The organism is Pseudomonas sp. DR208, assembly GCF_019823005.1.
Taxonomy (GTDB): Bacteria; Pseudomonadota; Gammaproteobacteria; order Pseudomonadales; family Pseudomonadaceae; genus Aquipseudomonas; species Aquipseudomonas extremorientalis.
Window position 1 is genome coordinate 2,744,652 of sequence record NZ_CP081944.1, and the last position, 13,434, is coordinate 2,758,085.

At 62.1% G+C, this 13,434-nt stretch carries 7 protein-coding genes; 2 read left to right on the forward strand and 5 right to left on the reverse strand.

Annotation, left to right across the window (positions count from 1 at the left end):
- Nucleotides 1-50 precede the first annotated feature (50 nt).
- On the forward strand, nt 51-1,778 hold the full coding sequence (locus K5K89_RS12450) for an autotransporter assembly complex protein TamA (RefSeq protein WP_222541517.1): 1,728 nt from the start codon (nt 51-53) through the stop codon (nt 1,776-1,778).
- Nucleotides 1,778-5,449, forward strand: a complete 3,672-nt coding sequence (locus K5K89_RS12455; protein WP_222541518.1) for a translocation/assembly module TamB domain-containing protein — start codon at nt 1,778-1,780, stop codon at nt 5,447-5,449. Before K5K89_RS12450 ends, K5K89_RS12455 begins: the two co-directional genes overlap by 1 nt.
- A 68-nt stretch (nt 5,450-5,517) precedes the next feature.
- Here the strand turns inward: K5K89_RS12455 and K5K89_RS12460 are convergent, their stop codons facing one another.
- The 5 genes from K5K89_RS12460 to K5K89_RS12480 all read right to left on the reverse strand — a co-directional run bounded on the left by K5K89_RS12460 (nt 5,518) and on the right by K5K89_RS12480 (nt 13,393).
- Nucleotides 5,518-7,998 (reverse strand): fimbria/pilus outer membrane usher protein, encoded by a 2,481-nt coding sequence (locus K5K89_RS12460; RefSeq protein ID WP_222541519.1) that lies wholly within the window; start codon nt 7,996-7,998, stop codon nt 5,518-5,520.
- Nucleotides 7,999-8,083: 85 nt separating this feature from the next.
- On the reverse strand, nt 8,084-8,833 hold the full coding sequence (locus tag K5K89_RS12465) for a molecular chaperone (RefSeq protein ID WP_071491984.1): 750 nt from the start codon (nt 8,831-8,833) through the stop codon (nt 8,084-8,086).
- Between the two features lie 59 nt (nt 8,834-8,892).
- Nucleotides 8,893-9,483, reverse strand: coding sequence for a fimbrial protein (locus K5K89_RS12470; protein WP_071491983.1), 591 nt, complete (start codon nt 9,481-9,483; stop codon nt 8,893-8,895).
- 84 nt (nt 9,484-9,567) lie between these two features.
- Nucleotides 9,568-10,212: a response regulator gene (locus K5K89_RS12475; protein WP_071491982.1), complete on the reverse strand. Its 645-nt coding sequence runs from the start codon at nt 10,210-10,212 to the stop codon at nt 9,568-9,570.
- Between the two features lie 22 nt (nt 10,213-10,234).
- Nucleotides 10,235-13,393, reverse strand: coding sequence for a hybrid sensor histidine kinase/response regulator (locus K5K89_RS12480; protein WP_222541520.1), 3,159 nt, complete (start codon nt 13,391-13,393; stop codon nt 10,235-10,237).
- Nucleotides 13,394-13,434: the final 41 nt, after the last annotated feature.

Consider the following 13,434-nt stretch of genomic DNA (forward strand, 5'->3'; position numbering starts at 1 on the left):
GATAAATCCGAGTTCAAAGAGTCTCCCTTGCTCGTGTAGCATCCGCGCCTATGAAGTTTCCAGGAAGATTTACCAGCGGCTTGATTCTGCTGTTCACAAGCTGCGGCGCGTTGGCGCAAAGCGAACTGGACGTGCGGATCAAGCCTTCGAACGACGCGTTGAAAGCCAACATCGAAGGCTATATCGGCGGGGTGGGCGATCGTGATGAAGAGGCCCTGCTGCGGTTCAGCCGTGGCGCCGAGGAGCAGGCGCGCAAAGCCGCCCAGGCCCTTGGCTTCTATCAGCCACAGATCGACAGTGAAGTGAAGGGCGGCAAGAACCCGCGCCTGATCCTCACCATCGACCCCGGCGAACCGGTGCATTTGCGCAACGTGACCATTCGGGTCGACGGCCCCGCCGCAGACCTCAAGACCTTTCGCGTGCCCGTCAGCAACGACCTCAAGGCTGGCGCCGTGCTCAACCACGGCCATTACGAAGACGCCAAGCGCCTGATCCAGAACCAGGCTTCGCGCTACGGCTTTTTCAGCGGGCGCTTCACAAGCCAGAAACTCGCGGTAGACCCGAAGGCCGGTGTCGCCGATATCGAACTCATCTACGACAGCGGCCCGCGCTACACATTCGGCAAAGTCAGCTTCGCCGGCGACACGCCGTTTGACGAAGAGCTGCTGCAACGCATGGTGCCGTTCAAAAGCGGCACGCCCTACGATTCCGAACTGATCGCCGAACTCAACCAGAACCTGCAAGCCAGTGGCTTTTTTGAAGGCGTGCGCGTGGACGCCGCCCCTGCCGCGTCGACCAATGACATCATCCCGGTGGCCGTGCGCTTGGAGACCCGCAAGCCGCGCACCATGGGGCTGGGCCTGGGGTTTTCCACTGACGTCGGCCCGCGTGGCAAAGCCAACTGGACCCGCCACTGGGTCAACCCACAGGGCCACAGCTATGGTTGGGAAGCCGAGCTGTCGGCGCCGCGGCAGAACGTCGGCCTGTGGTACGACATACCGCTGGACCCACCGCTCACCGATAAACTGCGCTTTGCCGGTGGCTATCAGAACGAAGAAATCGCCAATACCGACACCCTGAGTAAATTGCTCACCGTGGGTCCCGAGTGGCACAGCAAGCTGCCCAGCGGCTGGACCCGGGTGATTTCGCTCAAGTATCAGCGTGAAGAATATCGCCTGGGCAATGACTCCGGCCTGAGCAACCTGGTGATGCCGGGCGTCAGCTATTCCTATCTGCGCAGCGACAACCGCATCGACCCGCACAACGGCTACCGCCTGCAATTCGACACCAAAGTCGCCAAGGAAGGCCTGGGCTCCGATACCAACCTGCTTTACGGCACCGCCATGGTCAAAGGCCTGACCACGCTGTGGGACAACCATCGCTTCCTGGCCCGTGCGCAGGTGGGCGGCAGTGCCACCAACGGCTACAAATCGGTGCCGCCATCGCTGCGTTTCTTTGCCGGTGGCGACCAGAGCGTACGGGGCTATGAGTACCAGACACTGTCGCCGGAGAATGACCGGGGCGATCGCATCGGTGGCCGCTACATGGTGGCCCTGAGCGCCGAGTATCAATATTCCATCGCCGAGAAATGGCGGATCGCGACCTTCGTCGACCAGGGCAACTCGTTCAATACCCTGGAAATGCCAAGCCTTAAAACCGGCGTTGGCGTCGGTATCCGCTGGGTGTCGCCGGTCGGCCCGATCCGCCTGGACCTGGCCCATGCCCTGGAAGACCCGGGCGGCATTCGATTGCACTTTTCCATGGGGCCTGAGCTGTGATGCGTGGTTTTAAAATAGCGGGGTTGGCCGTGGTCGCGAGCCTTGCCGTGTTGTTGCTGGCAGTGTGGGCGGTGCTGGGTACCCAGGCGGGCAGCCGCTGGGTGTTGGCACGCGTGCCGGGCTTGAGTGTCGACAATTTCCAGGGGCATCTGGGCGGCCAATGGAGCGCCGACCATCTGCTGTGGCAGCAGGACAGCAGCCGCATCGAACTCCAGGCGCCCAAGCTGGATTGGTCGCCGGCCTGCCTGTTGCGCATGACCTTGTGCATCGACCGCTTGGACGTGGAACAGGTCAGCCTGCAATTTCCACCGAGCGCCGAAGAAAGCAGCGGCCCCATCGCACTGCCTGACTTGAAGCTACCCGTGGCCATCCAGTTGGGCGACGTTCGCGTCGGCAGCCTGCTGTTCAACGGCAGCGAAGAGCTAAAGGGCCTGCAACTGGCGGCGCATTGGACCTCCGCCGGTATGCAGATCGACTCGGTTCACCTGCAACGCGATGGCCTGGTGCTGGAACTGGCCGGCCTGCTGCAACCCACCGGCGACTGGCCGTTGAGCGCCAGCGGTAATCTCAGTCTGCCCTATGCGCCAGATGATGCACCCTGGAAGGTGGCGCTCAAGGTTAAGGGCGACCTGCTCAAGACCCTCAAGCTTGACGCCGACAGCACGGGCTATTTGCCAGCCAAGCTCACGGGAGAACTTCAACCCCTGGTGGAACACCTCCCAGCGCAATTACACATCACCGCCGACGGCTTCAAGCCTAGCGCCGAGCTGCCCGACACCCTGCAACTCAATCAACTCGACCTCACCGCCCAAGGTGATTTGAGCCGTGGCTACCAACTGGTGGGCAAAGCCGTGCTGCCGGCGGAAAAAGGCCCGGTGGACTTGCTGCTGCAAGGCAAGGTCGACGCCAAGGGTGCGCAGATCGCCGGCCTGGACCTGAATGCCGGTGACAAGCAAAGCCTCAAGCTCAGCGCCAATCTGGACTGGCAACAAGGCTTCAGCGCCGATGCCAAGGTCGACTGGCTGGACTTCCCTTGGCATCGCCTCTATCCGGTGATCGACGAGCCGCAAGTCACCCTGCATACGTTCAATGGCGAGATTTCCTATAAAGACGGCAACTACCTGGGCAATCTCAAGGCCGACCTTGATGGCCCGGCGGGCAAGTTCAATGTGGTCACGCCGTTCAGTGGCGACCTCACGCAAATCTTCCTGCCCGAGCTGAAACTCACCGCCGGCCAAGGCAAGGCCGAAGGCCACCTGAACCTGCAATTCGCCGATGGCATTGCCTGGGACACGGCCCTCGACCTGTCGGCGCTGAACCCGGCATATTGGGTGGCCGAACTGCCCGGCACCCTGGCCGGGCCGCTGCGCAGCAAGGGCGAGTTCAAGAACGAGCAGCTCAAGCTGAACGCCGACCTCGACCTCAAGGGCCGCCTCCGCGGGCAAACCGCGGTGCTGGCGGCCAAGGCCGAAGGCGCGGGCGAGCAGTGGACCCTGGCCAACCTGGATATCCGCCTGGGCGACAACCGCATCAACGGCAGCGGCAGCCTGCAACAACGCCTGGCCGGGCAGATCGATATCAAGCTGGCGCGTCTGGCCCAGTTGTGGCCGCAGTTGCGCGGGCAGGTCAATGGCCGGCTCGACGTGGCCGGCAGCCTCAAGGCGCCCCAAGGCAAGCTCGGCCTCAATGGACAGCAACTGGCGTTCGCCGACAATCGCCTTCAAAGCCTGACCCTCGACGCCACGCTGGATAACGCCCAACGCGCGAAGATCGACCTCAAGGGCAGCGGTATCCAGGCCGGCGACACCCAGGTCGGCACCCTGACGGCCAGCGCCCAGGGCGATATCAAGAACCAGAAAGTCCAACTGGACCTGGCCGGCCCTCTGGTCAAGCTGGCCCTGGCATTGGACGGCAACCTCGACAAAGGCAACTGGCGCGGGCGCCTGGCCAGTGGCGACGTCCAAGCCGGTGGCCAGGACTGGAAGCTGCAAGCTCCGGCCAAGATCGAGCGCATGGCTGATGGCAGGCTGACATTTGCCGCGCACTGCTGGGTGTCCGGCCCCGCCAGCCTGTGCGGCGAAGACCAGCGCCTGGTGCCCGAGCCGAAGCTGCGTTACCACCTCAAGCAATTCCCCATCGACAGCCTGGCGGCGTTCCTGCCCAAGGATTTCGCCTGGCAGGGCAAGCTCAATGCCGACCTGCAACTGGACCTCCCGGACAGCGGCCCCAAAGGCGTGGTCTCGGTGGACGCCAGTGGCGGCACCCTGCGCGTCAAGGACAAGGACCAGTGGCTGGATTTCCCCTATGACACGCTGAAACTGGAAACCACCCTCAACCCCAAGCGCATCGACACGCAGCTCAACTTTCAGGGCGGCAAACTCGGCGAACTGCTGTTACAGGCACAGATCAACCCGTTGCCGAAAAACAAACCGATCACCGGCAACTTCAGCCTGGTCGGCCTCGACCTCGCGGTGGCGCGGCCGTTTGTGCCGATGGTGGAGAAACTCACCGGCAAGCTCAACGGCAATGGCCGTCTCTCCGGCGGCCTGCTGGCGCCCCAGGTCAACGGCAACGTCAACCTGGTGGGCGGCGAGATCTCCGGGCCGGAACTGCCCATCAGCCTGGAAGGCTTGAATGTGCAGGCGCTGATTGCCGGCGAAAGCGTGCAGCTCAACGGCGCCTGGCACAGTGGCAAGGCCGGGCAGGGCAGCCTCAAGGGTCAGGTCGACTGGGGCAAGGCCCTGGTGGTGGACCTCAGTTTGCAAGGCTCGCAGTTGCCTGTCACGGTCGAACCTTACGCCGTGCTGGAAGTGGCGCCCGACCTGAAAATCAGCCTGAAGAACGACAAGCTGGCCATCGCCGGCAACGTGCACATCCCACGTGGCGACATCACTGTGCGCGAGCTGCCGCCGTCGACAGTCAAGGTTTCCGATGACACGGTGATCATCGGCAGCCAGACCGAGGAGGGCAAACCACCGATGGCCATGGCGATGGATATCAACGTGGTAGTGGGCGAAGACAAGCTCAACTTCTCGGGCTTCGGCCTCACCGCGAAGGTCCAGGGCCAGGTGCACATCGGCGACAACCTCGACACCCGGGGCGAGCTATGGCTCAACGATGGCCGCTACCGCGCCTACGGCCAGAAGCTCGATGTGCGGCGTGCGCGGCTGTTGTTTGCCGGGCCGCTGGACCAGCCATTCCTGGATATCGAAGCGATTCGCAAGACGGGCGATGTGGTCGCCGGTATCCGCCTCAGTGGCAGCGCGGAACAACCCACCACGCAAATCTTCTCCGAACCGGCCATGAGCCAGGAGCAGGCGCTGTCCTACCTGGTGCTGGGGCGTCCGCTGAGCACCACCGGTGAAGACAACAACATGCTGGCCCAGGCTGCGCTGGGCCTGGGCTTGATGGGCAGTGCCGGGGTCACCTCGGACCTGGCGAAGAACCTGGGCATCCAGGACTTCGAACTCGACACCCAGGGCAGCGGCAATAACACCGCCGTGGTGGCCAGCGGCAAGATCACCGAGAAACTCAGCCTGCGGTATGGGGTAGGCGTGTTCGAACCGGCCAGCACCATTGCCTTGCGCTACCTGTTGAGCAAGAAGGTGTACCTGGAAGTGGCGAGCGGCGTGGCCAGCTCCTTGGATATCTTCTACAAACGTGACTTCTAAGCCACACAGGGACAAAAATGTGGAAAGGGGCAAGCCCCTCCCACATTTGATCAGTGGCGTTGATGGATTTATGGCAAGCAGGTCAGGGCCGCCTGCTCATAGTTCAGCGCCTTATTGCGCTCGCCCAGCGTATACGGCGCCTGGCAGTGCTGGTCACCCCACTTGATCACCAGCGTACCGGCATCCTCTTCGATCAATGCCAATGCCTTGCCGCTAGGATCGGACATCGCGATCTGCTTGCCCGCAACACTCTCCAGCGACGCACCAAACGGGATGGGCTGGTGATGCGCGTCGAACAGCGCAAATTGCACGCGCCGCCCGCTCTTGCTGGTATAGCGGGCCACCACCACGGCCCCACGACGAGGCACGACCTGCTGGGTGGCGTTATCGATTTCAATGTCAGCGCCCAGGTCACGGGTGTCCAGGCTGATCCAGTTCACCCGGTAAGGCTGCGCATTGGGGATCACCGCATAGCCGTTACGGCCGGTCTTTGCCCCGGAAAAGCTGCCGATCTTCACGCCCTGCACGCCGTCGACGTGCGCCAGCGCAAAGGTCTCGCCCACGGTCTGGCCCAGGTTGATACCGCCAGGGTGGGCCACCACCGACCCCGCCACGTTGAGGTTCTGCGCGCTGTACCCACGGCCCTGGCTGTAGCCGCCGCTGATGTCCATCAGCGAGGTGCGGGTACTGAGGTTGGCCGAGCCGGTGCTGCCGCCTGTGCTGCTGTTACCGCCTTGCAATGAGTAATAGGTGTCGCTGTTTTCGGTCAGGTAGCCGTTGACGCCCAGTTGCGTGGTGTCGCTGCCTTTCTGCGTGCTGGCCGACATAAAGGCCCTCGGCGCGCGGGGCTTTGAGCCCAGCGGAAAGGATACGGACAGGTTGATCAGCGTGTCGTTGTTCGACGCCCCGTAGTTGCCCACGTCCTTGGTATGCGTGGCGCTGAGGTTGTAGCTCACGTCGCCCCAGTAGTTGCTGTAGCCCGCCGAAAGGCTTTGCGAACCGCCGCGTCCCCAGTAGCGCTGGTCGCTGGCATTTACGTACACACTGCCGAACTGCTGGTTGCGGCCCAGGCTCTGGTTGATGGTCAGGTCGGTGCGGGTCTTGGAGTTGCCGTTGCGTTTTTGGCCCTCATTGCTGAGTTCCTCGACGTGGTCGGCGAGGGTGCGATAGCCCTCGGTCGAATACCGATAGGCCGCCAGGGTGAAGTTGGTGTCGGTGCCGGTAAAGGTCTTGGCGTACAACGCGCGCACGCTGTTACCCGTGACCTGCTGGCCGAAGGTGCGGCTGACGGAGTGGGTCATGTCCAGCGATACCGCGCCGATCGACGTGTTGCGTCCAGCCCCCACGGACAACGCCTGGAAGTCCTGCGTGGCTTGTACGCCGACAATCCCCGACAGGTTGCTGCTGATGCCATAGGCCAGGGTGCTGCTGACAAATTGCGGTTTTTCTTGCCCGTCGTCATTGCTGTTGTACTGGCCGGCGGAGAGGCTGTATTTCAACTGGCCTTCGCGCACCATGATCGGCAGGCTGGAAAATGCCTGCACCGTGACCCGGCGACGGCCGTCAGCCTCGATGACCGTCACTTCCAGGTCGCCGTTGGAGCCGCTGGGGTAAATGTCGCTGATCTCGAACGGGCCCGGCGGCACGTTGGCGGTGTAGAGGATGTAATTGTTCTGGCGGATTTCCACCGTGGCGCTCGATTGCGCAATGCCACGGATGATCGGCGCGTAGCCACGCTCGCTGTCGGCGCGCATGCCGTCGTCGGAGGCCAGCTTGAGACCGCGATAGCGCACGCTGTCGAACAGGTCGGTGTCCGAGAAAATATCCCCGGCACTGAACTGGCCCTTCAAGGCAGTCACGTCATGTTGCAGGTAGGTGCGGTTGCTCTTGAACGTACTGGGGCGGTCGGTGCTGCTGTTGAAGTTCGATTCGTTGCGCAGGCGCCACGCGCCCAGGTTGATGCCGTTGCGCAAGCCCAGGTTATTCGAGAGCGTGGTATCGGCGTCAGTGCTGTTGCGGTTGCTGCTCAATTGGTAATTGATGAACGCCGCAGGCACGCCTTCGTCCCACAGCGCAGGGTCGACGTAGCCGCGCCGCCCACGCTCCATGGCGCGTTGAGGCACGCTGACCAGCAGGCGCAGGCGCGGTACGTCGTAGCGCACGCTGGCATGCTCGATCAAGGCAGGCAGGTCCAGGCAGGCATTCGGGTCGGTATCGACGAGCTTGCCGCTGGCCTGTAATGCGCCGATATCGACGCCCACTTGCTGCAGTATCTCCAGGGTCAGGCAGGCCTCGACCTTGCCGTTTTGCGGGTTGCGGTGAAAGTCGATATCGCGCCGACCAACCAGGGTTTCATTGCCGTACAGGTCAACCCGGTAAGTGCCGGGTAGTACGCTGCTGCTGGCGAGCAGCGTGTGCAAATCGACGTCAGCTGCCGCACCTTGCAAAAACGAAGTATTGAATTGTTCGTCGCCATCGGCCTGGCACAATGAAGTGAAGCCCAGGGCAATCAATAACGGCGCCAATCCATCGCGCTTGAATAAAAACATGCAGGAACCCTATATCACCTCCGATACGAACTAACGGAGCGAAGAGAAATACAGTGAAAGTGCGGCTGCGCGAACGGCAGGCGCGTTATGGTGATTCTGTGTTCAAACTGGCTGATGTAGGCGCGCCGTTAACCAGTTGCGCGGAATAACGATCTTGCGCGCCATAGTCATTAATGCTGCCGAATATCAAGCGTGACGGCTGGCTTGAATTAAGTTGTTTAAGATTGAACTCTTTTAGTTCGCCCGGCCCAATCATTAGCGAATCGAACGGGTGTTCACTGACAGCACCGGCTTGCAGGGTAATGTCGGCAATCGACACGTGATAAATCCCCGGGTTGGTGACCCGCAGCACGTGCTTGCCGTCGTGCTCGGCCAACTGCCAGAGCAGCTCGGTCGGTGCCAGGTAGGCGTTGTTTTTCAAGCCGGCGGGGCGAAAGAACACCTTGATGCGCTGGCGCACGGCAAGCTGCAAGGTGTTCTGGGTTTTCGACGCCTGGGGGATTTCCTGCACGTTGAGCCACACCACCGACTCCCGGTCAGTAGGCAGGCCCGCGCCGGCATAAATCACCCGCAACAGCTGTTGCTCATTGGCCGTGACCCGTGCCAGCGGTGGGGTAACGGCAAACGGCACGGTGCCGGTAGCAGCGGTGTCGGTGTCGACCCAGGATTGGATCAGCACGTCTTCACCGTTGTTACGCACTGTGATACCGGCTTCTTTGTGCTGGCCATCGAACACCAGCCGTGTGCTGCTCAACGAAATGCCGGCCGTGGCCTGGCTGACCGCAAGCAGGCCCAGCAGGCCCGCGCAGAGGGAAAGAGAATGACGAAACAACATGATGGCTACCACTACGTTCGAGAGGTGTGCGGGGCCCGAAGGCCCCGCGACGCTGGGGGTTATTCGTATTGCAGGGTGAATGGCAGGGTGGCGTCGCCGCGACCCGCTACGACGGATGCAATGTCGGCCGTCGTGACATAGGCGGCCGAGAATTTCAGCGTGGTGTTGCTGTCCTGCAGGGTGTTTTCGATCTTCGCGGTGGTTGGCGAGCTCAGGTCGATCAGCGCGCCGTTGGCGTCAAGCAGCGCGATACCGACGTTCTTGGCTGAGCCCAGGCCGTCGATCAGCTTCAACACTTTGGTGCCGGCAACGATGCCCGAACCTGCGCCTTTGGTCGGTTCGAAGATCATCGCCACCTTGGTGCCGGCGTTGCAGCTGATCTTCATGTCGAAGTTCTCGGCGCTCAGAGTGCCGCTACCTTTTGGCGCGGTCGCGGTGCCCATGTCCTTGATGGACACTTCGCCCATGTTGATCGAGATGGTTTTGTTCAGGCCAATGCCTTCAACGGAACAGGCATCATTGTTGATGCTGCCGGTGAAACTGATGGTGCCACTGCCGGCTTTGGTTGGCGCGGTGGGTTCGCCGGCGGCGAATGCATTAACTGCGGCAAATACCGACAGAGCCAAGAGTGCGCGAGAGAACTGCTTCATGTTGTTTTTCCATGGTTGGGGTTAAAACAACACAATAAGGCGCAGGCCCTGAGTGGAACATCAGACGATCCCTAGAAGTGAACGTTAGTTAAACAAGTTGCGCTCTATGCAATAAGCCAATAAGTCCTGGTCGCTGCTGACTTCCAACTTGCGCATGGCCGCGACTTTTTGCGTGCTGATGGTTTTGGCGCTGCGGTTCAATCCACGGGCAATCTCATTGACGCTTTGCCCGGAGACAAACAGCCGCAGAATCTCATGCTCCTTGGGTGACAACCGGGTGAAGCGCTGGTCGAGGTCGAACGACTCCAGCACCGAGGTCGGCCGCGGCCCCTTGCTGCGAATCGGGTTGCCGCGCGCGACGGCCTTGAGCGCAGCCTGGATCTCCACGTGCAGCTGGTTTTTCTGGATCACGGCGAGGACACCCAGTTCCTGCAATCGCGTGAGGATCAGTGGGTTGGAGATCATGGTCAGCACCAGCACGCGCACCCTGGGAAAGTGCCTTACCAGGTATTCCAACAGCTTCAGGCCATCGCCGTAGGGCGAGTCTGCCGGCATGTTGAAGTCGGTGATCACTAGATCCACCTCGGTGTTTTCCAGCAACGTCACCAGTTCGTTGGAGCACACGGCTTCGCCCACCACGCGAAAGCGCTCATCACGCTCGACCAGTTCCCGCACCCCGACCAGCACGATGGGGTGATCGTCTGCGATGACTACGTTGAGGGTTTCCATGGGTTTTTTATCCAGAGTGAAGTTATTCAAGGGTGTCGAGCAATGCCGTGAGGCGGGCAAGGTGCTGCCGTACTTCCAAGGCCAGGGCCGGTGTGACCGCCATGCCGGTCAGGCGTAGCTCCAAACCGACAAAGGCGCTAGCCATATCGTCCAACTGCACCGCGCCCAGAGCGCCGGCCATGCTGTGCAGTTGCTGCGCCGCGCCATTGGCGTCCCGATTGTCCATCGCGGTCAAGGTAGTCTGTACGTCCTGGCGCAGCGTGGTGACAAACAGCTCACGCATCCTGGGCGACAACGGCGGCATGTCGACCACCGCCGGTATTTCGATCTTGCAGTGTTGTTCCAGCTGCGTACGCAAAGCGGCGAGGCTCAGGGGCTTGACCATCCACGCGTTCATGCCGACAGCGGCGCAATGCTCGCCTTCTTCGCGCAGGGCATTGGCGGTCACCCCGATGATCGGCAGCACGGCATCCTGTCGGCGCAAGGCTTCGGTCAGTTGGTAGCCGTTCATCACCGGCATATTCACGTCGGTCAGCACCAGGTCGAAGCGTCCCGGCAGCCACTGCATCAGCGCCTGTTCGCCGTTGGCCGCCACGACCACCTGGCAACCCAGGGCTTCCAATTGTTCTTTGATAATGGCCGCGTTGATTACATTGTCTTCGGCCACCAGCACCTGCAGGTTCAGTGGCTGTGCCTTGGCGGACGGTACGCGGCGTGGGCTTGCTTCGGCGCCATGCTGCGCCCGGTAAATCGCCCAGGCAATGGCGCGCACATTGTCGGCGTCGACGCTCCAGTCGGCACCGCACGGTTGAGCCGGGTCGGGCCCGCCCGCCGAGGCGATGATGCGCGTGCGGGGCCATGCCAGGTCCTGGGCGAAATCCACCAACAGCGCGTTAGCCGGCATCTCGGCTGACAGCGCACGGCTGGGAAGCCCCAGGCGATTGAGCCAGTTGATCAGGTGCTGCGCCCGTTCGGGTTCCTGTGCGCGTACGTAGACAGGCGGCAGGCCGGGGCTGAACGGCGGGCAATCGGCCAGGCTGCCGGGAACGACCTGTAATGCGAGCTGCAAGGTAAAGCTGCTGCCCAGCCCGGGCTCACTCACCACATTCAACTGGCCGTGCATCAGCTCGCACAGCCATTTGCAGATTGCCAGGCCCAGCCCGGCACCGGCCTGGCTGGCGGCATCTTCGGCCTGGTAGAAGGGGTCGAAAAGCTGGTGTTGCTGCGCCTGGGAAATGCCCACGCCGGAATCGCTGACCTGCCATTGCAGGCTCACCTGGTCGTCGCTGGTTTGCAGGACACGCAGGCGCAGCACCACGCGCCCGTTATCGGTGAACTTGATCGCGTTGCTCAGCAGGTTGTTGAGGATCTGGCGGATACGCTGCGGGTCACCGCGCAGTCGGTCCGGCAGGTTCGCGTCGATGCAGGCATACAGCTGCAAGCCCTTGGCGCGGGCGAAGGCGCTGTAGGTGCGCACGCTGTCCTCGCTCAGTTCCAGGGGGCAGAAGTCCTGAAGTTCGAGGGTCATTTGCCCGGCTTCGATCTTTGACACATCCAGCACGTCGCTGATCAGTTGGAACAGGGAGGTGGAGGAGCGCTGGATGGTCTGCAGGTAGTCCTGCTGGCGTGGTGCGAGCGAGGTCAGGCCGAGCAGCTCCAAAGTGCCTAGTACGCCGTACAGTGGTGTGCGGATTTCATGGCTCATGGTCGCGAGGAAGCGACTCTTGGCCAGGTTCGCCGAATCGGCCGCCTGACGCGCTTCCTCCAGAGCGGCAGCATCTTCGATATGCCGGGTAACATCGTGCACCGCGCACAACCACGCGTCCTGGCCTTGGTAACGGGTGGGCACGAAGGCCACGTGCAGGTGGCGGCCGTCACTTTCAAGGTCGGCCTGGCCAGGCGTGGTGCGCGGCTGCTGCTTGAGCAAGTCGAATAATGCGCGGGCGTCCTGCCATTGCTGGGCACGCTGGTTTTGCAGGAGCACGTGATGATCGCTGCGGCGGATCACGCACAGGCCGGTCGGCGCGGTGTCGATGACCGCGCGGCTGAACGCCTCGCTTTCGGCGATGCTCGCGTGGGCCTGGTGGGCGGGCAACACCACTCGCGCCGTGTACCAACGGTTGAAGGCGCGGCCACAGCCCAGCATCGCCAGCACCACGGCCAGCAGGCACAGCAGTGGCCACCGCGCGTAGTCGAGGAAACGTTGCAGGCTGATCACGTAGATCGCGGTCCACGGCTGCCCGCCCTGGCTGGTCAGTTTGAACACCAGGCCGTCACGGGTGACGTTCACACCTTCGTTCAGCACCTGGCCGGGCTTCAGCGCCCCGGTCAATACCACGCCGGCGGGGGTGATCAAGGTGAAGTTGTCGTAGATCGACCATTGCATCAGGCGCTCGATGTTATTGACCTTGGCCAGGTCCAGCAGCGATGCCAGCACTACCCAGGTGTTAGCGCCGTCGATGGTCAGTGCGGTCGGGGCCAGGTTGATGTCGACATAGCCCAGCAGCACGGGCGCAGCGTTGTCATCGGGCGTGGGGTCGTAGGGTTCCCAGTGCACCTGATGATCCGGCAACGATGAATTCTGTGCGTGCAGGCGCTCGTTCAACTGGGTCAGCACGTCCACCAGCGCGCCGACCGGCACTTGACCGCCATCGCGCAGCCGACCGGTGGCGGGCACGCTGATGTCGAAGTTGTCCGGGCCGTTGACCAACATCACCTGGGGCGACTGATAGTGGGAGGCGGCCCAGAAGGCGCTGTAGTAAGCCGACAAGTAGGTGCCGAGGGCAAATACCTTGGGGTAGTGTGCGGCGGCGATTTTGTCGGGGTTGATTTTCAAGCTGTAGGGCAGGGCAAACGGCAGCCCGCGACCTTCATAGATATTCGGCCCTTCTTCGGGCAGCGGCTTTTGCACAAAGGGTGGGAGCAGGGCAGAAAGGTTGAGTTCGCCCTGGATACTGCCCCGCGAAACATCGCGCAGGAAGGCTTCCTGCTCGTGGATATTCTCCATCAGTCGGGCGAAGTGGAATTGCAAGGTTTCATGCTGCTCCTTGACCATGCGCTGCACTCCCAGGTAGGTGATACCCAGCAGCAGCACCGCCAATACGCCCAGTACCAGCAAGCCTTTGTTCAGGCGCAGTGAACTGCTGGTGAGTTTCTCCAGGAAGGCATTGGGGGGATGCATGACGCGGTGACCTCGCAAGCTAACGGTGTTGTTCCACACCC

Excerpts from the sequence above, each read along its gene's own strand:
- K5K89_RS12450 (WP_222541517.1), top strand. The coding sequence starts at position 51 with ATGAAGTTTCCAGGAAGATTTACCAGCGGCTTGATTCTGCTGTTCACA.
- K5K89_RS12455 (WP_222541518.1), top strand. The coding sequence starts at position 1,778 with ATGCGTGGTTTTAAAATAGCGGGGTTGGCCGTGGTCGCGAGCCTTGCC.
- K5K89_RS12460 (WP_222541519.1), bottom strand. The coding sequence starts at position 7,998 with ATGTTTTTATTCAAGCGCGATGGATTGGCGCCGTTATTGATTGCCCTG.
- K5K89_RS12465 (WP_071491984.1), bottom strand. The coding sequence starts at position 8,833 with ATGTTGTTTCGTCATTCTCTTTCCCTCTGCGCGGGCCTGCTGGGCCTG.
- K5K89_RS12470 (WP_071491983.1), bottom strand. The coding sequence starts at position 9,483 with ATGAAGCAGTTCTCTCGCGCACTCTTGGCTCTGTCGGTATTTGCCGCA.
- K5K89_RS12475 (WP_071491982.1), bottom strand. The coding sequence starts at position 10,212 with ATGGAAACCCTCAACGTAGTCATCGCAGACGATCACCCCATCGTGCTG.
- K5K89_RS12480 (WP_222541520.1), bottom strand. The coding sequence starts at position 13,393 with ATGCATCCCCCCAATGCCTTCCTGGAGAAACTCACCAGCAGTTCACTG.